The organism is Amycolatopsis acididurans (assembly GCF_012328925.1).
Taxonomy (GTDB): domain Bacteria; phylum Actinomycetota; class Actinomycetes; order Mycobacteriales; family Pseudonocardiaceae; genus Amycolatopsis_E; species Amycolatopsis_E acididurans.
Window position 1 is genome coordinate 243,795 of the sequence record NZ_JAAXLS010000001.1, and the last position, 17,533, is coordinate 261,327.

The window sequence follows — 17,533 nt, forward strand, 5'->3', positions numbered from 1 at the left end:
TCCCGAAGTTCTCAAAGCTTCATTCTCAATGATGGTATTGGCATTCTCGCTTTTCGCAAGTAGCGTAATCACACATGGACGACGTGGAGGACCCGTGCGGATCGGCGTGATGATCGGCCCCGAACGCAGGGACACGGCGCGCAAGATGGACCGGATGCTCGACGACGCCGAGTGGGCCGAGAACGCGGGCATGCACACCGCGTGGGTGCCGCAGATCCCCTCCGATTTCGACGCGCTGATCGCGGTCGCGCTGATGGGCACGCGCACGAGCCGGATCGAGCTGGGCACGGCGGTCGTGCCGCTGCAGGCGCAGCATCCGATCGCGCTGGCCCGCCAGGCACTGTCCGCGCACGCCGCCACGCAAGGACGGCTCGCGCTGGGGGTCGGGCCGTCACATCACTGGGTCGTGCGCGACATGCTGGGCCTGCCGTACGACAAGCCCGCCGCCTACACCCGCGACTACCTTCAGGTGCTCGACGCCGCGCTGAGCGGGCCGGGCCGGGTCGACGCCGAGAACGACACGTTCACCGTGCACAATCCGCTCGATCTCGCCCCGGTGGCGCCGATGCCGGTGCTGGTGGCCGCGCTCGGCCCGGTGATGCTCGCGCTCGCGGGCAGGCACGCCGACGGCACGGTGCTGTGGATGGCCGACGAACGCGCGGTCGCCGAGCACGTCGTGCCGCGCATCAGCAAGGCCGCCGCCGAGGCGGGCAGGCAGGCGCCGCGGATCGTCGCCGGCATCCCGGTCTGCCTGTGCCGTCCGTCCGAAGTGGATGCCGCGAGGGAACGTGCGAACCGGATTCTCGGCGAGGCCGAGGTCTCGCCCAACTACCAGCGGCTGCTGTCCTACGGCGACGCCCGCGACGTCGGCGACCTGTGCGCCGCCGGTGACGAAGAAGCGATCGCCGCGCGGTTCCGGCGGTTCGCCGAGGCCGGGGTGACCGATCTTTCTGTGCGGCTGCTGCCGATCGGCGAAGGGCGGGAGGAACTGGTGGCCTCGAAACGGCGCACGCGGGAGATGATCGCCGGACTCGCCGCGGAGTTCCGGTGAACGTCCTCGCCTTCGGGCAGAGGCAGTACGGCCTGGCGGAGCTGGACGCGCTGGCCGCCGGGCTCGCCACGAAGCTCGCGGCCCGCGGGGCCCGCGCGGGCTCGCGCGTGGCGCTCATGGCGTCCAACCGGCCCGAGTTCGTCGTGGCCGTGCGCGCCATCTGGCGGCTCGGCGCCGCCGTGGTGCTGATCAGCCCGGCCTGGAAGGACGCCGAGGTGCGGCATGCGCTGGCCATCACCGAGGCGTCCTGCGCCGTCGGTGATCACCCCGTGCTGGCCGGGCTGATGCCGATGCTGTCGCTGGACGATCCCATCGAACCGGGCGAGGCACGGCCGCCCGCGCCCGATCCGGACGGCGACGCGGTGCTCGTGTTCAGCTCCGGCACCACCGGGATGCCCAAGGCCGTGCGGCACACGCACCGCTCGTTCGCCGCGGCCGTCGAGCACTGGCGGGACGCGCTCGGCCTGACCGCCGCCGACCGGATCCAGATCGTCACCCCGCCCTCGCACATCCTCGGGCTGCTCAACATCGTCACCGCACTCGACGCGGGCGCCTGGATGCGCCTGCACCGGCGGTTCGACCTGAACGCGATGCTGCGGGCCGTCGAGACCGACCGGATCACCGTGGAGATGGCCGTCGCGCCGATCGCGCTGGCCATCGCCTCGCATCCGGACCTGGAGTCGTTCGACCTGTCCTCGCTGCGCTACATCATGTGGGGCGCGACGCCGGTGACGCCGAGCGTCGCCGAGATCGTCACCCGGCGGACCGGCGTGCCGTGGGTGCCCGCGTACGGGGCGAGTGAACTGCCGGTGATCGCGTGCAATCCGCTCGACAGGGCGCGGCTGGACAGCGCGGGCATGGCCGTGCCCGGGGTGGAGCTACGGGTGGTGTCGCTGGAGACCGGGGAGCCGCTCGGGCCGGGGGAGACCGGCGAGATCCAGGCGCGAGCCGAATCGCTGATGGCGGGTTACCTGCCCGCACAGGACACCGCCGCGGCGTTCGCGGACGGCTGGTACCGCACCGGCGATGTCGGCACCATCGACGCCGAGGGCTGGGTGCGGCTGACCGACCGGTCCAAGGAGATGATCAAGGTGCGGGGTTTCCAGGTCGCGCCCGCGGAGGTCGAGGCCGTGCTGCACGGCCATCCCGCGGTGTCGGACTGCGCGGTGTTCGGCGTGCCCGACACGGCCGACGGGGAAGCCGTCATCGCGGCCGTCACCGCCGCCGAGGCGATCGAGGCCGAGAAGCTCGTGACGCTCGTCGGCGAGTCGCTGGCCTCCTACAAGCGGCCACGCGAAATCGTGTTCGTGCCCGAGATCCCGCGCCTGCCCTCGGGCAAGGTGCTGCGGCGAGTCCTCAAGGAGCGCTATGGACGTCCGGCTGACCAGTGAGCAGCGGCAGTTGCGGGACGCGGCCGCCAAGCTGGCGGCCGATCTCGGCCCGGATTCGGTGCCGGAGCTGTCCGTCACCGACCGGATCGAGCGGCTGGAGAAGGCGGTGGACGCCACCGGCTGGCGCGCCCTGCGCTCGGACGGCGCGTCCGGCGTCGAGGTCGCGATCGTGGCGGAGGAGTTCGGGCGGGGACTCGTGGACGTGCCGTTCCTCGGACCGGTGCTCGCCGACGAACTGTGCCGCCACGTGCGCGACGAGGAACCCGCCACGATCGCGGTGCACGACGAGGCGGTCGACGTGCGTGGTTTCCGGCGCGCGCTGACCCTGCACGGACAGGAGGTCCTCGCGGGCCGGGTCGCAGCCGCGGTGCCGGGTGCGGACCTCACGCGGCACCACGCCGAGCTGTCCGGCCCGCTCGAACCGCTCGGCTCGGTGCCGGCCGGGGCCGCCGTGCGCTGGCAGGCGCTGGCGCTGGTCGTGACGTGCGCCGATCTCGTCGGGGTCTCCCGCGGCGCGCACGCGCTCGCGTGTGAGTACGCGAAGGTCCGCGAGCAGTACGGCGCGGCGATCGGCTCGTACCAGGCCGTCGCGCATCTGCTGGCCGAGGGACTGGCGTTGATCGAGGGGTCGGTGAGCGTGCTGCGGCACGCCGCGTGGGCCGTCGACGAACTGTCGCCGGAGGAGGCCCTGCGGGCGGCCAGGATCGCGAAGATCTACACCGCCCGCGCCGCGCGCACGGTGTGCGAGACGGCGGTGCAGGTGCACGGCGGGATCGGCAACACCTGGGACTGTCTGGCCCACGTCTACCTGCGGCGGGCGCTCACCTCCACCGAGTTGTTCCCCGTGCGCATCGAGGAGATCAGCAGTGGACTTTCGTGATTCCCCCGCCGAAGCCGCCTTCCGTGCCCGCCTGCGTACCTGGCTGGACGAGAACGCGAAACGGTTCCCGACCTCGGGCGACGAGTACTGGCAACGCCAGCCCGGATGGCACCGCGAGCTCTACGCCGCCGGGTTCTTCGGGCTGTCCTGGCCCAAGGCCTACGGCGGGCACGAGTTGCCTCCCGTGTACGACGTGATCCTCGACGAGGAGCTGGCCCTGGCGGCCGCCCCGCCCCGGCCGAGTCTCGGCTATCTCGTGCAGGGACTGGGAAGGCACGGTGACGAGGCGCTGAGAAAGCGCTTCCTGCCCGGCATGATCAACGGCACGGAACGCTGGTGCCAGGGTTTCTCCGAGCCCGGCGCCGGTTCGGACCTGGCGTCACTGGCCACCACCGCCACCCGCGAGGGCGATACCTATGTCATGCACGGGCACAAGATCTGGACCAGCTACTCCGACGTCGCCGACTGGTGCCTGCTGCTGGCCCGCACCGATCCGGACGCGCCCCGGCATCGCGGGATCTCGGCGTTCATCATCTCGATGCACCAGCCCGGCGTCGAGCAGCGGCCGCTGAAGATGATGAGCGGGGTGACCCGCGAGTTCGGGCAGGTTCTCTTCGACGGGGCGACGGTTCCCGCGGACCAGATGGTCGGCGCCCCCGGTGCGGGCTGGCCGCTGGCGATGACGGTGGTCGGGCACGAACGCGAACCGTCCACTTTGGGCTTCTCGGCGCGGTACGGCAAGCTCGTGCGGGACCTGCTCGCGCGTGCGCGGGGCAGTGCCCCGCACGAGCTAGCCTGGGCGCAGGTGCAGACGGAGATGCTGCGCCTGCACGTGCGGCGGCGGCTGTCCGAACAGCTCGACGGCGTCGTGCACGGGCCCGAGGGCTCGCTGGACAAACTGCTCATGACGTGGGTCGAACAGGCCGTCGGGCACGCGGCGCTGGCCGTCGGCGGGACCGACGACGAGGGCCTGCTCGGCGCCTACCTCTACAGCCGCGCGCAGAGCGTCATGGGTGGCACGTCGCAGATCCAGAAGAACATCATCGCGTCGCGAATCCTCGGATTGGGGGCCTGACATGTACGACATGCCGGACGAGATCGAGGTGACCGCCGACGGTCCACTGAGGATCGTCACGCTGAACCGGCCCGGCGCGCTCAACGCCGTCAACGACGCGCTGCACCGGGGGCTCGCGCGGCTGTGGCCGCGGCTGAGCGAGGACCGCGAGGTACGCGCGGTCGTGCTGACCGGCGCCGGGAAGACGTTCTCGGCGGGCGGTGACTTCACCTATCTCGGCGAGCTGCGCCGCGATCCCGTCCTGCGTGAACAGTCCATCGCGGACGGACGGGACATCGTGCTCGGGATGGCTCGCTGCCGGGTTCCGGTCGTGGCGGCGGTCAACGGTCCCGCGGTCGGCCTCGGCTGCAGCCTCGTCGCGCTCAGCGACGTCGTCTATATCGCCGAAACCGCGCATCTGGCCGATCCGCACGTGCAGGTCGGCCTGGTCGCCGCCGACGGCGGCCCGCTGACGTGGCCGCTGCACACGAGCCTGCACCTGGCCAAGGAGTACGCGTTCACCGGTGCGCGCATCCCCGCCGAGCGTGCGCGGGAAATGGGGCTGGCCAATCACGTCGTGGCCGATCCGGTGGCGGAGGCGCTGGCCTGCGCGAAGCGGATCGCGGGCCTGCCGAGGCAGGCGGTGGAGAGCACAAAGCGGATCCTCAACCTGCGGCTGGAGCAGGCCGTGCTCTCGACGCTCGACTACGCCACCACCGCCGAGTACCAGTCCTTCGGCACCGAGGACTTCCGCGCCACTCTGGAGAAGCTGACCGGCGGGAAGTGAGCGCGCGAGTGTTGCTCAGGGCGCCGGGGCCGGCGACTCCGAACGCTGCACGGTTCCCGTGATGCCACCGGCGTCCTGGCCCGCGAGCAGCACCGCGGCCCGCGCCATCGCCTCGGGCGGCTCGATCATCTCGTCCGGGATCCGCTGCCCGCCGCCGTTCGCGCGCCAGCCCTCGGTGAGCACGACCCGCGACGGGCTCAGGCAGTTCACCGCGATGTTGTCGGCCCGCAGGTCCGCCGCCAGCCCGAGGTAGAGCCGCTCCACCGCCGCCTTCGACACCCAGTACGCGTTCGCGCCCTTGTCCGTCATGCCGGTACCCGTCGTGGTGACCGCGACCAGCGAACCGCCACCACGCGCCCGCATCAGCGGGATGACGGCCTTGGTCACGAGGAACACGCCGGTCAGGTTCACGTCGAGGCACAGCTGCCAGCGCTTCAGTGGCGTGCTCTCCACCGGCCCCAGCCACAGCACGCCGGCGTTGGCGATCAGGATGTCCACCCCGCCGAACTCGGCGACGGCCGCCGCCACCGCCGAGTCGACCGATTCCTCACTGGTGACGTCGCAGCGCACCGCGATCGCCTTGCCTCCCGCGGCGGTGATCTGCCCGGCGACGTCGTGGATCGTGCCCGGCAGCCGGTCCTCCCGCTCGGTGCGGGCGGCGACGGCGACCGCCGCGCCGGCCTCGGCCAGCGCCAGCGCGACGGTCCGGCCGATGCCGCGGCTCGCGCCGGCCACGATGGCCACCTTTCCCGTCAGGCCGCTCATTTCGGCGGGAACCGCAGCGCGCCGTCGAGCCGGATGATTTCGCCGTTGAGGTAGTCGTTCTCGCAGATGGACTGGACCATGTGCGCGTACTCGGGGGAGCGCCCCATCCGCTTCGGGAACGGCACCTGCGGGCCCCAGTACGCCTCCAGCTGGTCGCCCGCCTTGCCGTAGGCCGGCGTCAGGAACGTGCCCGGCGCGATCGTGACGACGCGGATGCCCAGCGGCGAGAGGTCGCGGGCGGCGACCAGCGTCATGCCCACCACGCCGCCCTTCGCCGCCGAGTAGGGCAGCTGGCCGATCTGGCCTTCGTAGGCCGCGATCGAGGCCGTGTTGACGATGACGCCGCGCCCGGTCTCCAGTGGCTCCTGCTTGGCGATCGCGGCGGCGGCGAGGCGCAGCACGTTGAACACGCCCGTCAGGTAGACCTCGATCGTCGTGCGGAACCCGTCCAGCTCCAGCGGTTTGCCTTCCTTGTTGATCAGCCGGCCGCCGCTGGCGGGCCCGCCGTGCGTGTCCACCGAGATGCGCAGCGGGCCCATGCCCTCCGCCTCGGCCACTGCGGCGTTGACGTCGTCCTCGCTGGTGGCGTCGGTCCGCACGTAGCGGACGCCGAGCTCGTCCTCGAGCGCCTTGCCCTTTTCGTCGGCCAGGTCGGCCACGACCACCTTGGCCCCGGCGGAGTGCAGGCGCCGGACCGTGGCCTCGCCGAGACCTCCCGCGCCGCCGACCACGATGGCGGAACTCCCACTGATCTCCATCGGCACTACCCTTCGTGCAAGCGATGCTCTTCCAGAAAGAGAATAGCATTCTCACGCCGGGTGATCAGCCCAATCGGGCCACGATCTGCGGCAGATCGGCCGTCGTGCGGATGCCCGGCGCGGCGTCGCACACGAAGGGCACCGCGTTGACCGCACGGTGCGCGGTGTAGCCGGGCGTCACGCTCGCCATCCGCTCCAGCGGCACCGGGAACCGGATGCCGATGTCCAGCGGCGCGTCTCCGTCGACCGCCACGTGCCAGCCGGTGTCCCGCAGCGTCCAGTCCGCGTCGATGTCCTTCGTGCAGTACCACGTCGCGCGGAAGTTCAGCAGTGCCCGCCCGTCGCGCATCCCCGACGCCGTGATCCGTTGCGCGGCCACGGTTCCCGCCGCGACCGGACCCGCCGCGATCGTCACGTTCCGCCGGGCGGGCGCGACCTCGCCGCTCGCCTCGACCGAGTCCAGCGGCAGCGCGAGCGCGTCGGCGACCAGCCGCAGCGACGGGCCGAAGCTGACCCGGGCGTGCGTGAGCCGCCGCTCGTCGAAGGCCGTGGGCGGCTTGCCGAAGCCCATCACGTCGAACAGCAGGCCCGGCGAGTCCCGTTGCGACAGATCGGCGTACTCGTCGATCGTCAGCTCGTCCAGGTGCCGCTGGATCGAGGTCAATACGAGCGGCAGCGCCTCGGTGATGAACCCCGGGCTGCTTCCGGTGCTGTGAATCGACGTGCCGCCCTCGGCGCAGGCGGCCTCCACCCGCTGCCGCAGCGCGGGTTTCATGCTCGCCGGATGATGGAACTCGCCCCGGGTGGTGACGATGTTGGTGCCCGCCGCGAGCAGGCGGCACACGTCGTCGAAGTCGCAGGCGATCGGCATGTACAGCACGCAGTCCGCGCCCAGCGCCACGATCTCGCCGACCTCACGCGTCGCGGTGATCCCCGTGGTGCCGAGACCGCACAGTTCGCCGGCGTCGCGGCCCGCCTTGTCCGCCGAGTGCACGTACAACCCGGCCAGTTCCAGCGCGGGGTGCTCGAGCACGGCTCGCAGCGCCCGTGTGCCGATGTTGCCGGTCGCCCACTGCGCGACCCGGTAGCCGCCCATTGTCAGTGCTGGAAGCGCAGCAGCGCTTCCTGGGCGTAGGAGGCGACGAGCGAGGCGCCCTCGGTGAGCACGTCGCCGCGGCCGTAGCAGCGGCCGTGCGCCACGACCGGGCTCTGCTGGCGCAACAGCAGCCACGAGTCGGTCCGGAATGGACGGTGGAACCACAGCGTGTGGGAGGTGACGGCGGAGACGAACGCGGTGCCCGCGTCCTGCTGGCTGATGCCCTCCAGCGGTCGCAGCGCGGTGCCGATCAGGGTCAGGTCGGTCGCGTAGGCGAGCAGCGCGGGGGCCAGCCCGGCCGCGACGGACGGGGTGCGCATCCACAGGTCCAGCTCGGGGCGCGTCGGCGCGCGGTCGTCCAGATCACCCGTTGTCCTGGTCTGCCAGGGGATCATGCCGAGATCGACCTCGTGCTCCGCGCCGGGGACGGCCGGGAGCGCCGGTGCGGTCTGCCGGTCGAGCCCGCCTTCCGGCGCGTGCATCGACAGCGACGCGGTGGCGATCACCCCGCGCGACTGCCGCGCGACGACGGACAGCGTCGCGAACGAGCGGCCCTCGTGCTGCTTGACCACCTCGTAGGAGACCAGCTCGTCGTTGCGGCCCTCCTTGGGGAACAACGCGTGCAGCGATTTGACCGCCTTGTCTGGGCAGACCTGGCACGCGGCCCGGACGAACTGCCCGAGCAGCTGCCCGCCGAAAAGCCGGTGGTAGCTCAGATCCTGGTTGCGGCCCTCGAGCACCGTGGTGTTCTCCGCGCGAGTGGCCGCGCCCGCGGGAACGCCGTTCAGCTCCAGGCACGAAAGGAGATCGCTCCACAAGTCCGCCATGAGGAGAGCATAAAGCAACTCTTCTCATTGGAGAATAGCGTTCTCTCGCAGGGTGCTAGTGCTTGGCGAAGCCGTTCGCGCAGAACTCCCAGATCTCGTCGGCACTGATGGGGTGTGCGCCCTCGTCGTCCGGCGCCCCGCTGGACTGCGCGTTGAACATCACCGTCTGCATGACCAGCGCCGCCATCCGGTGCGGGTTCGCGCCCTGGCGCAGCTCGCCGGCCTCCTCGGACTCGGCCAGCAGCTCGGTGAACAGTGTGAGCAGGGGCGCGTGCGCGACCTTGACCTCGGCCGGATGCGACACCAGCAGCTGCGGGGCGAAATCGGTGAACAGTGGCCGCTGGGCGTTGGGATCGGGCCGGGACAGCTCGAACAGCAGCTGGACCGCGGTCTTGAGCTTGGCGAGCGGCTTGCGGTGCCCGACCGCGGCGGCGCGGATCTGGTCGGCCGCGCGGGCGAGCGCGTCCTCGAACAGCGCCAGCAGCAGCTCGTGCTTGCCGTCGAAGTGCAGGTAGAAGCTGCGCAGCGACTGGCGCGAGCGGTCGACGACCTCCTGCACGGTGAAGTCCGTGCTGCCCTTCTCCGTGATGATCACCTGAGCGGCGTCGAGGAAGCGCTGCACGCGCTGCTCGGCGCGCACCTTCGCGGACTGGATGGAACGTTCGACCGCGCGCTGTTTCCAGGCCGGTTCTTCGCTCGGGGTGCTCACCAGCTGGTCCGTCCTCTATGCCACCGGAAGAACATAACCGAACTGTACAGGTAAGTCTTCCCTGATCAGTCGTATCCCCTCCGGCAAGTCGCCTTCTCGTCGCCCTCTTGGGTGGTGCCGAGGAGGCGGATAGTGGCCTTGGCTAGCGGAAATGGTCTTCTCTTTTTTGGAGATCGTTGCTATCGTCGGCTTGTCGACGTGACCGGAGGACCAGATCACATGGCACACTTCGCCAAGCCAGCCGAGGGCAGCTGGACGGAACATTTCAAGATCGGCACCGAGCCCCTGTCGTACGAGGACTCGATCTCGCCCGAGGTCTACGAGCAGGAGTGCGACGCGATCTTCCGTCGCAGCTGGCTCAATGTCGGCAGGGTCGAGCAGTTGCCGCGCAAGGGCAGCTACTTCACCAAGGAACTGGACGCGGCCCGCACGTCGGTCGTGGTCGTGCGCGGCAGCGACGGTGAGGTGCGGGCGTTTCACAACGTGTGCCGCCACCGCGGCAACAAGCTGGTGTGGAACGACTACCCGAGCGAGGAGGTCGGCGGCTTCTGCCGCCAGTTCACCTGCAAGTACCACGCGTGGCGGTACTCGCTGGAGGGCGAGCTGACCTTCGTCCAGCAGGAGGGCGAGTTCTTCGGCCTGGACAAGTCCGCCTACGGCCTCAAGCCCGTCCAGGCGGAGGTCTGGGAAGGCTTCGTCTTCGTCAACCTGGACACCGAGAACACCACGCCGCTGCGCGACTACCTCGGCAAGTTCGCCAAGGGCATCGAGGGCTACCCGTTCCACAAGCTGACCCAGGTGCACAAGTACCGCGCGGAGATCGGCAGCAACTGGAAGCTGTTCATCGACGCGTTCGCCGAGTTCTACCACGCGCCGATCCTGCACTCGGGCCAGTACGTGGCCGAGGAGGCCCGCAAGATCCAGAAGTACGGCTACGAGGCGCTGGCCTACGACATCGACGGCCCGCACAGCATGGTGTCCTCCTGGGGTGGCATCGCGCCGCCCAAGGAGAAGGCGATGGTCAAGCCGATCGAGCGTGCGCTGCGCAGCGGGCTGTTCGGCCCGTGGGACGCACCCGACATCGGGCTGACCACCGAACAGCTGCCGCCCGCGGTCAACCCCACCAGGAACAAGCTGTGGGGCATGGACTCGTTCGTGTTCTTCCCGAACTTCATGCTCCTGATCTGGCGGCCGAACTGGGTGCTGACCTACCACTACTGGCCGACCTCGTACAACACGCACATCTTCGAGGGCACCGCCTACTTCGTGCCGCCGGAGAACGCCTTCCAGCGGTTGCAGCAGGAGCTGGCGGTGGTGTCGTTCAAGGAGTACGGACTGCAGGACGGCAACACCCTCGAAGCCACCCAGACGATGCTCGAATCGCGCGCGGTCACCGAGTTCCCGCTCAACGACCAGGAAGTCCTGCTGCGTCATCTCCACCACTGCGCCGCCCGCTACGTCCGCGAGTACCAGAAAGCCTGAGCCGAGGAGAACCATGGCGAACACGTTCCCGCCCGCCTTCGCCGATCTCGAACCGTTCGCGGACTGGGCGGTCCCGACCGAGCGCGCCCGCTACGCCAAGCGCATGGCGTCCACAATGGAGCAGCTGCAGACGTTCTACGACACGGCCTTCCCGCGCCTGGAGGCCGGGTCGGCCTACCTGGAGCAGGTGCGGCTGGACGACATCGGCGAGCAGGACAAGAACCTGCTGTGGCTGTTCTGCGCGCTGGTGACGGTCGCCTTCCCCATCGAGGCGTGGCGCCAGGCGCGTGTTCCCGACAGCGGGGCCGCCAGCATCGACGCCGTGGTCGAACCCGCCGTCTGACGCCATGCCCCGCACACCACGGCCACCGGTTCACCTGCGTGCCGCACGGATGCTCGACGTGGACAAGGGCGAGCTGATCGAACCCGGCGAACTGCTCGTCACCGGCGACCGGATCGCCGAGGCCCGCCCCGCCACGGTGCCCGCCGGTGCCCAGGTGCTCGACCTCGGCGACGTGACGCTGCTGCCGGGCCTGATGGACATGGAGGTCAACCTCCTGCTCGGCGGCCCCGACCACCGCAGCCCGCTCAACCCGGTCCAGGACGATCCCGCGGTGCGCACGCTGCGCGCGGTCGCCAACGCGCGGCGGACGTTGCGGGCCGGGTTCACCACCGTGCGCAATCTCGGGCTGTTCGTGCAGACCGGCGGGCTGATGCTGGACGTGGCGCTGGGCAAGGCCACCGACCTCGGCTGGATCGACGGGCCGAGGGTGGTGCCCGCCGGGCACGCGATCACGCCCACCGGCGGGCATCTCGACCCGACGATGTTCCAGGCCCTGGCCCCGCACATCATGCCGCTCACCGTCGAGGAGGGCATCGCCGACGGGGTCGCCGAAGTGCGCAAGGCGGTGCGATACCAGATCAAGCACGGCGCCCGGGTGATCAAGGTGTGCGCCTCCAACGGGGTCATGTCGCATACCGGGCCCGCCGGTGCGCAGCAGTACTCCGACGAAGAGCTGCGGGCCATCGCCGACGAGGCGCACCGGGCGGGGCTCAAGGTCGCCGCGCACTGCATGGGCGACGAGGCGATCCGGCACGCGATCGAGGCCGGAATCGACTGCATCGAGCACGGCTCGCTGGCCACCGGACCGACGCTGGAGCTGATGCTCGAACACGGGACTTTCCTTGTCGCCACAACCTATCTGACCGAGGGCATGGACACCTCCAACGCCGCACCCGAGTTGAGGGCGAAGGCGGCCGAGGTGTTCCCGCGCTCGCGCGCGACCATCAGCAAGGCCATCGAGCTGGGCGTGCGGATCGCGTGCGGCACCGACGCGCCGGCGATCCCGCACGGCAAGAACGCCAAGGAGCTGCTCGCACTCGTCCAACGTGGAATGACGCCGCTGCAGGCGATCCGCTCGGCCACCACCGTCGCCGCGGAGCTGATCGACGTGGACGACCGCGGACGGCTCGAGGCGGGGCTGCTCGCCGACGTCATCGCCGTACCGGGGGATCCGCTGGCCGACGTCGGCGTCACCGAGCAGGTGCGCTTCGTCATGAAAGGTGGCCGGGTGTTCCGGAACGAGTGCGTTGGGTAAGAAAATTACCGATTTTGATATAGCAAATTATCTGTTATGAAAATGTTCTTACCAGCGGGTTTCGGAGCCGCCATTTCTCGTTGCGAGTAGGTGCTCACTCTGCTAGCTTGAAGTGCCTGGTAGTCCGGTATACGGACTGCGAAGATCGATATTTCTCCCGCTCAATAACCGCAATTCGGCCACGTCTGTCCGCTCACTTCAATGACGATGCGTTCGGAGGACCTCGTGAGCTCGACCGTCCCCGCCCCCGCCGGTTCCGGCGCTTTCGGCAACGCCGGCTGGACGCCACGGCTGGTGTTGTCCGTGATCTCGATACTGTGTCTCGTCGAGGCCGTGGCATTCGCCTACGTCGGCACCACCACCGCGCTGCCGAAGATCATCGAGCATTTCCACACCACACAGGCCGGATGGCTGCTGACGGCGTACGCGCTCGTCGGCGCGGCCTCGGCCCCGCTGTTCGGCAAGCTGGCCGATCTCCACGGTAAGCGGCGCATGATGCTGATCGCGATCGGGCTGGCCGCGGCCGGCGACATCCTCGCGGCCGTCGCGCCCGCGTTCTGGATGATGGTGCTCGGCCAGGTGCTGCACGGCTGCGTCTCCGCGTGCCTGTACCTGGGCTACTCGCTGATGCGCGACACCTATCCCCGCAGGATCGTCCCGTTCGGCGCCAGCGTGTCGATGACGGGCGCCGGGATCCTCTCGGTCGGCGCGCCGTTCCTGATCGGTGTCCTCATCGACAACTTCGGCTTCCGGTCGGTGTACGTGTTCGACCTCGCCTGGCTCGTGGTGATGGCGGTGATCGTCATGGCGACCACGCCGGAGACGAGCCTGCGCCGCCGGGCGCGGCTGGACATCGCCGGCTCGGTGCTGCTCGCCGGCGGCCTGACCCTGGTCCTGCTCGGAATCAGCATGGGCGACGAATGGGGCTGGTCCTCGGCCGGAGTGCTCGGCTCGCTCGTCGGCGGCCTCGTGGTGCTCGCGGTGTACGTGGTGCTGGCACTGCGGATCCGCGAACCGGTACTCGACCTGCGGGTGCTCGTCCGGCGCACGATCCTGTTCGGTGTGCTGGCCGGTGGCGTCGCCTACGGCCTGAACCCCATGAACCAGACGCTGCTGGCCTTGCTGTCGATGACTCCGCAGCAGCTCGGGCAGACCTACGGCCTGGGTTTCTCGGCGACGAAGTACGCGCTCATCACCGGCCCGATGTCGCTCGGCAGTGTGCTCGCGGGCCTGGCCGTCGGCCTGCTGGTCCGGCGGACCGGCGCACGGCTGATGATGTACGCCGGGCTGCTGCTCTTCGTCGCCGGGGCGCTGTTCTTGATGACGCAGCACGACACCTACGGCAAGGTCCTCACCGGCGCGGTCATTCTCGGTGTCGGCACCGGTTTCTCGCTGGCCGCGATGCCGAACCTCATCATCGCGGGCGCGCCCGCCGAGCAGCAGGGCTCGATGTCCTCGGCCGGTGAGCTCAGTGCCGGCCTGATCGGCGCGATCACGCCGATCGTGGCCTTCGCGATCATGACGCCGAGCGCGATCTCCCCGGTGCCCGGCGTGCTGATCTACTCCGATTCCGGGATCACGACCAGCCTGCTGGTCTCGGCGTGCATCGCCGCGGCCACGCTGGTCGCCGAGGTGCTGTTCCTGCGGCCCCGTGCGGAAACACCGCTCGAGGCGGGCGAACTGGCACCGGCGCCCGAGCGCGCGACTCCGGCGTAGCGCCGTGGAAGACGGCCGGCCGCCTCGCGAGGCGGCCGGCCGCCTTTCTCACAGGTGCACGAGCCGGGGCGCGGTGCCGCGCTGCCGCAGCAGCGCGCCGGCCTCGCGGGTCAGATCCCTTGTGCTGCCGAGTAAGCCGTCGAGCACCAGCGCGCGCCGGACGTGCCGGTGCAGCGAGTGTTCGGCGGTGAAACCGATACCGCCCATGACTTGCTGGCAGTGCCGCGCCGCGGCGATCGCGGCAGTGCCGGCGGCGGCCTTGGCCAGCAGTGCGGACAGCTCGTCGGTCGCCGCGGCCAGTGTCGCCTCCGCGCCCTCGATCGCCACCAGCGTCTCGGCGAGCCGGTGCCGCACGGCCTGGAAGGAGGCGATCGGCCGTCCGAATTGGATACGGTCGAGCGCGTGCGTCCTTGCCAGCTCGAGCATCGCGCGCGCGGTTCCGGCGAGCCACCAGCCGACGGCGAGCCGTCCGTGGGTCATCGGGATGGCGTCGCCGGAGGGTACGGGGCGCAGCGGCAGTTCCTCGTCCAGCGCGCCGCCGCCGGTCGCGGAGCGTTCCCACAGCACCCAGCGCCCGCCCGTGTAGGGCAACGGCACGGCCCCGCCGACGGGCCGTCCCGCGGCGTGCAGGATGACGTCGTTGACCAGGCCGGCGTGCGAGCCCGTCTCGCCGAGCAGCCGGAACACCGTCGGGATCGCGACGTCCGGCAGTTCGGTGAGCAGGTCGGCCCAGCCCAGCTCGCTCAGCGCGGATTCCAGATCCGGCGCCTCGACCATCGTCTTGTGGAACGTGTCGGACAGCAGCTCCAGTTCGGCGGTGTCCATCTCACTCCTTACCCAGTCCCAGCAGGCGGCGCGCGATGATGTTGCGCTGGATTTCCCCGGTGCCGCCGTAGATCGTCGCGGCGCGCGAGTACAGGTATTCGGTGCGCCAGGAGGTGTCGTCGAGTTCGATCACGCCGGGCAGCAGATCCCGCGCCGTGTCGTACAGCTTCTGCTCCGCCGTGGCCAGCAGGACCTTGTCCACCGAGGTCTCCGGGCCCAGCGGCGCGCCTTCGGCCAGCCTGCGCTGGGTCGCGTGCGAGCGGCAGCGGATGGTGTGCAGCGCGAGGTAGGCCGCGCCCAGCGCCCCGTCGTCGCCGGCGCTCGCCTCGGTGGCGAGCCGGTCCAGACGCGTGTAGAGGTGGGCGATCCGGTGCCAGAAACACGTCGAGCGTTCGTAGGGCAGCAGATCCATCGCGACCCGCCAGCCGTCGCCGGGGTTGCCGAGCATCCGGTCGCCGGGCACGACCACGTCGTCGAAGAACACCTCGCAGAACTCGTCCCGCCCGTGCATCGCGCGCAGCGGCCGGACCGTGATCCCGGGGGTGTCCATGTCGGCGAAGAACGCGGTGATTCCGTCGTGCCCCGGCCCGGTGCGGGTGAGCAGGACGCAGCGGGCGGCGAACTGCGCGAGGCTGGTCCAGACCTTCTGGCCGGTGATGACCCAGTCGTCGCCGCGCCGGACCGCGCGCGTGCTCAGCGACGCGAGATCGCTGCCCGAGCCCGGTTCGGAAAAGCCCTGGCACCATTGCTCGGTGCCGTCGAGCAGCCGGGGAACCATGTCCGCGGCGAGTTCCGGCCGCGCGTGGGCGATCATCGTCGGAGCCAGCACCTCGACCATCGAGTAGATGCCGGGATCGGCCAGCTCGCGGCTGGTGACCTCCTCGCCGAGCACGGCGCGCAGCACCGCGGGGCCGCCCAGTCCGCCGACCTCGGCAGGCCAGCCGTAGCGCATCCAGCCCGCGTCGAAGAGCGCCCGGCGCACGCGGGCGAGCTGCGCGACCTCCGCTTGGAAGGACCCGCCGGGACCGGGGGAGAGGTCGTGCTCGGCGAGCCAGTCCCGCAGGCCCGCGCGGAACTCCTCGACGTTCATGAGCCGGGGCGCTGATAGGCGTGTGGCCGCCCGGAGTCGTGCGCGCCACTGCGCCGGATGAACGTCATCGCGCGCGTCCGCAGCCGCCAGCCGTCCGAGGTGCGCAGGTAGGTGTCGTTGTAGTAGCCGATCCGCAGGTCGTGGGTGGCGTGGTCGACGAAACACAGCGGCTGCGTGCCGGTCGCGGTGTCACCGTCCAGTTCCACGACGGGCGTGCCGGTCATGAACAGGCCCTTGGGTGCGGCCTCGACCAGCGCGGGGAACTCCTCCAGCGGATAGGTGTCGCCGAACGCGCTGTAGGTGCCGTCGGGGGTGAACACCGCGATCAGCCCGTCGATGTCGCCGCGCGTGATGGTGACCGCGTAGCGGGCGAGCAGCTGGCCGATCTCGACCAGATCGTCAGTCTCGGCCATGGGAGGTGCCTTCCTGTGCCGGATCGATGCCGAAGGTGTTGAACGCCATGGCCATCGTGGTGTAGCCGCCGATGGTGAAGACGAGGTCCATGCGCTGCCGCTCGTCCAGGTGCCTGCCGAGCATCCTCCACGTGGCGTCCGAGACGGTCGAGTCGTCGTTCAGCTCGTCGACGGCGGCGAGCACGGCGGTGTCCAGTTCGCGCGAGGCCCGGCCGCGGCCGGCTTCCTCGATCTCGGCGCCGGACAGGCCCAACTCGGCGGCCGCCTTCACGTGGTGCGCCCATTCGTAGGCGCAGTCGCAGCGGCTCGCGACCCGCAGGATCGCCAGCTCGCGCACGCGGGGCGGCAGCGTGGAGTAGGCGAGCAGATAGGTGCTGAAGGTCAGAAACGCCTTCGCCAGCTTGGGATGGCGGACCATTGTCGACAACGCGACACCGGCGCCGTCGGGGTTCTGCCTGCTGCGTGGCACGAGACCGGCGAGTGCCGCGCGCGCCGGATCGTCCCACTCCTCGGCGGGCAGCGGTGGCAGCCGCATGGGTTCTCCTCCCGAGCGATGGAGAATGACGTTCTCCAGGCTTGCGTGCCAGGTTTTCACGTGGGGACGGTGCTCGTCAATTCCCGGACCACGCCATCCGTGCGCCGGGCGCCCTGTCGCTGGCCGCACTGCGCTGCTGGGTCGCGTTTCCCGACCATATGCGAGGTTGATTCTCTCTCTGAGAGAAGATAGTTTCCTGTTAGTGAGAGCACGGCGCGCGAGAGGACCATCGAGTATGAGCTCACCAGCAACCATCCTCAAACCCGGTGACCAGCTCGCCAGCACGGTCTGCGCCACCAAGGTGGTCGTCGTGCGCGCTCCGGCGGAGGGCCGGCCGGTGATCACCTGCGGAGGCAGTCCGATGGTGCCCGCGAGTACCGCGAAACCCGCGCCCGGTGGCGATTCCGGTACCCAGACCCTGATCGGGAAGCGCTACGTCGACGCGGACGGGACCGTGGAACTGCTGTGCACCTCGTCCGGTTCCGGGGAGCTGGCCTGCGACGGAGCGCCGATGACCGTCAAATCCGCGAAACCGCTGCCCGCGTCCGACTGAAGG

Annotated in this window: 19 protein-coding genes; 10 read left to right on the forward strand and 9 right to left on the reverse strand. The window is 70.1% G+C overall.

Translation table 11 applies throughout. The features are described from left to right. The first annotated feature begins 94 nt into the window (after positions 1-94). From HFP15_RS01220 to HFP15_RS01240, 5 genes are read left to right on the forward strand one after another with little or no spacing between them, the layout of a single operon-like run. Positions 95-1,051 carry a TIGR03564 family F420-dependent LLM class oxidoreductase gene (locus tag HFP15_RS01220; RefSeq protein ID WP_168510446.1) on the forward strand — a complete coding sequence of 319 codons (957 nt, stop codon included), beginning with the start codon at positions 95-97 and terminating at the stop codon, positions 1,049-1,051. After that, positions 1,048-2,442, forward strand: a complete 1,395-nt coding sequence (locus HFP15_RS01225; protein WP_168510449.1) for a class I adenylate-forming enzyme family protein — start codon at positions 1,048-1,050, stop codon at positions 2,440-2,442. The genes HFP15_RS01220 and HFP15_RS01225 overlap by 4 nt, the downstream gene beginning before the upstream one ends. Next, entirely contained in the window at positions 2,420-3,322 is a 903-nt protein-coding gene (locus HFP15_RS01230) for an acyl-CoA dehydrogenase family protein (RefSeq protein ID WP_168510451.1), read from the forward strand. Before HFP15_RS01225 ends, HFP15_RS01230 begins: the two co-directional genes overlap by 23 nt. After that, positions 3,309-4,397 (forward strand): acyl-CoA dehydrogenase family protein, encoded by a 1,089-nt coding sequence (locus tag HFP15_RS43740; protein ID WP_168510453.1) that lies wholly within the window; start codon positions 3,309-3,311, stop codon positions 4,395-4,397. The genes HFP15_RS01230 and HFP15_RS43740 overlap by 14 nt, the downstream gene beginning before the upstream one ends. Position 4,398: 1 nt before the next feature. Continuing rightward, entirely contained in the window at positions 4,399-5,163 is a 765-nt protein-coding gene (locus tag HFP15_RS01240; protein WP_168510455.1) for an enoyl-CoA hydratase/isomerase family protein, read from the forward strand. A 15-nt stretch (positions 5,164-5,178) separates the two neighbouring features. Here HFP15_RS01240 and HFP15_RS01245 read toward each other — a convergent pair whose 3' ends face one another. The 5 genes from HFP15_RS01245 to HFP15_RS01265 all read right to left on the reverse strand — a co-directional run bounded on the left by HFP15_RS01245 (position 5,179) and on the right by HFP15_RS01265 (position 9,318). Then, positions 5,179-5,898, reverse strand: coding sequence for an SDR family NAD(P)-dependent oxidoreductase (locus HFP15_RS01245; protein ID WP_210716590.1), 720 nt, complete (start codon positions 5,896-5,898; stop codon positions 5,179-5,181). 26 nt (positions 5,899-5,924) lie between these two features. Then, complete coding sequence (locus HFP15_RS01250; RefSeq protein WP_168510460.1) at positions 5,925-6,686, reverse strand: SDR family NAD(P)-dependent oxidoreductase; 762 nt, start codon at positions 6,684-6,686, stop codon at positions 5,925-5,927. 64 nt (positions 6,687-6,750) lie between these two features. Continuing rightward, entirely contained in the window at positions 6,751-7,782 is a 1,032-nt protein-coding gene (locus HFP15_RS01255) for an NAD(P)H-dependent amine dehydrogenase family protein (protein ID WP_168510462.1), read from the reverse strand. A gap of 2 nt (positions 7,783-7,784) precedes the next feature. Beyond that, positions 7,785-8,609: an acyl-CoA thioesterase gene (locus HFP15_RS01260; protein ID WP_168510464.1), complete on the reverse strand. Its 825-nt coding sequence runs from the start codon at positions 8,607-8,609 to the stop codon at positions 7,785-7,787. A 55-nt stretch (positions 8,610-8,664) separates the two neighbouring features. Beyond that, entirely contained in the window at positions 8,665-9,318 is a 654-nt protein-coding gene (locus HFP15_RS01265; RefSeq protein ID WP_168510466.1) for a TetR/AcrR family transcriptional regulator, read from the reverse strand. A 219-nt stretch (positions 9,319-9,537) separates the two neighbouring features. Here HFP15_RS01265 and HFP15_RS01270 point away from each other — a divergent pair, with 219 nt between their 5' ends. The 4 genes from HFP15_RS01270 (at position 9,538) to HFP15_RS01285 (ending at position 14,114) form a co-directional block, all read left to right on the forward strand. After that, complete coding sequence (locus HFP15_RS01270; RefSeq protein ID WP_168510468.1) at positions 9,538-10,800, forward strand: aromatic ring-hydroxylating oxygenase subunit alpha; 1,263 nt, start codon at positions 9,538-9,540, stop codon at positions 10,798-10,800. 13 nt (positions 10,801-10,813) lie between these two features. After that, entirely contained in the window at positions 10,814-11,143 is a 330-nt protein-coding gene (locus tag HFP15_RS01275) for a hypothetical protein (RefSeq protein WP_168510470.1), read from the forward strand. Between the two features lie 4 nt (positions 11,144-11,147). Further along, positions 11,148-12,398, forward strand: a complete 1,251-nt coding sequence (locus HFP15_RS01280) for a metal-dependent hydrolase family protein (RefSeq protein WP_168510472.1) — start codon at positions 11,148-11,150, stop codon at positions 12,396-12,398. A gap of 201 nt (positions 12,399-12,599) precedes the next feature. Continuing rightward, the gene (locus HFP15_RS01285; RefSeq protein ID WP_168510474.1) at positions 12,600-14,114 is read left to right on the forward strand and encodes an MFS transporter; all 1,515 of its coding nucleotides are present in this window, start codon (positions 12,600-12,602) and stop codon (positions 14,112-14,114) included. 48 nt (positions 14,115-14,162) lie between these two features. Here HFP15_RS01285 and HFP15_RS01290 read toward each other — a convergent pair whose 3' ends face one another. Genes HFP15_RS01290 through HFP15_RS01305 form a run of 4 tightly spaced genes read right to left on the reverse strand, consistent with a single transcriptional unit; the run spans position 14,163 to position 16,977 of the window. After that, on the reverse strand, positions 14,163-14,939 hold the full coding sequence (locus HFP15_RS01290) for an acyl-CoA dehydrogenase family protein (protein ID WP_168510476.1): 777 nt from the start codon (positions 14,937-14,939) through the stop codon (positions 14,163-14,165). Position 14,940: 1 nt separating this feature from the next. Continuing rightward, positions 14,941-16,029 (reverse strand): acyl-CoA dehydrogenase family protein, encoded by a 1,089-nt coding sequence (locus tag HFP15_RS01295; protein ID WP_168510478.1) that lies wholly within the window; start codon positions 16,027-16,029, stop codon positions 14,941-14,943. After that, the gene (locus tag HFP15_RS01300; protein ID WP_168510480.1) at positions 16,026-16,442 is read right to left on the reverse strand and encodes a nuclear transport factor 2 family protein; all 417 of its coding nucleotides are present in this window, start codon (positions 16,440-16,442) and stop codon (positions 16,026-16,028) included. The genes HFP15_RS01295 and HFP15_RS01300 overlap by 4 nt, the downstream gene beginning before the upstream one ends. Then, complete coding sequence (locus HFP15_RS01305; RefSeq protein WP_168510482.1) at positions 16,429-16,977, reverse strand: carboxymuconolactone decarboxylase family protein; 549 nt, start codon at positions 16,975-16,977, stop codon at positions 16,429-16,431. Before HFP15_RS01305 ends, HFP15_RS01300 begins: the two co-directional genes overlap by 14 nt. A 235-nt stretch (positions 16,978-17,212) precedes the next feature. On the opposite strand from HFP15_RS01305, the gene HFP15_RS01310 reads away from it, so the two are divergent. Continuing rightward, entirely contained in the window at positions 17,213-17,530 is a 318-nt protein-coding gene (locus HFP15_RS01310; protein WP_168510484.1) for a hypothetical protein, read from the forward strand. Positions 17,531-17,533: the final 3 nt, after the last annotated feature.

What these genes read in the sequence shown, in the direction of transcription:
- HFP15_RS01250 (WP_168510460.1), bottom strand. Translation starts at nt 6,686, where the DNA reads ATGGAGATCAGTGGGAGTTCCGCCATCGTGGTCGGCGGCGCGGGAGGT.
- HFP15_RS01300 (WP_168510480.1), bottom strand. Translation starts at nt 16,442, where the DNA reads ATGGCCGAGACTGACGATCTGGTCGAGATCGGCCAGCTGCTCGCCCGC.
- HFP15_RS01255 (WP_168510462.1), bottom strand. Translation starts at nt 7,782, where the DNA reads ATGGGCGGCTACCGGGTCGCGCAGTGGGCGACCGGCAACATCGGCACA.
- HFP15_RS01275 (WP_168510470.1), top strand. Translation starts at nt 10,814, where the DNA reads ATGGCGAACACGTTCCCGCCCGCCTTCGCCGATCTCGAACCGTTCGCG.
- HFP15_RS01280 (WP_168510472.1), top strand. Translation starts at nt 11,148, where the DNA reads ATGCCCCGCACACCACGGCCACCGGTTCACCTGCGTGCCGCACGGATG.
- HFP15_RS01305 (WP_168510482.1), bottom strand. Translation starts at nt 16,977, where the DNA reads ATGCGGCTGCCACCGCTGCCCGCCGAGGAGTGGGACGATCCGGCGCGC.
- HFP15_RS01295 (WP_168510478.1), bottom strand. Translation starts at nt 16,029, where the DNA reads ATGAACGTCGAGGAGTTCCGCGCGGGCCTGCGGGACTGGCTCGCCGAG.
- HFP15_RS01285 (WP_168510474.1), top strand. Translation starts at nt 12,600, where the DNA reads ATGACGATGCGTTCGGAGGACCTCGTGAGCTCGACCGTCCCCGCCCCC.
- HFP15_RS01240 (WP_168510455.1), top strand. Translation starts at nt 4,399, where the DNA reads ATGTACGACATGCCGGACGAGATCGAGGTGACCGCCGACGGTCCACTG.
- HFP15_RS01290 (WP_168510476.1), bottom strand. Translation starts at nt 14,939, where the DNA reads ATGGACACCGCCGAACTGGAGCTGCTGTCCGACACGTTCCACAAGACG.
- HFP15_RS01230 (WP_168510451.1), top strand. Translation starts at nt 2,420, where the DNA reads ATGGACGTCCGGCTGACCAGTGAGCAGCGGCAGTTGCGGGACGCGGCC.
- HFP15_RS01310 (WP_168510484.1), top strand. Translation starts at nt 17,213, where the DNA reads ATGAGCTCACCAGCAACCATCCTCAAACCCGGTGACCAGCTCGCCAGC.
- HFP15_RS01270 (WP_168510468.1), top strand. Translation starts at nt 9,538, where the DNA reads ATGGCACACTTCGCCAAGCCAGCCGAGGGCAGCTGGACGGAACATTTC.
- HFP15_RS01260 (WP_168510464.1), bottom strand. Translation starts at nt 8,609, where the DNA reads ATGGCGGACTTGTGGAGCGATCTCCTTTCGTGCCTGGAGCTGAACGGC.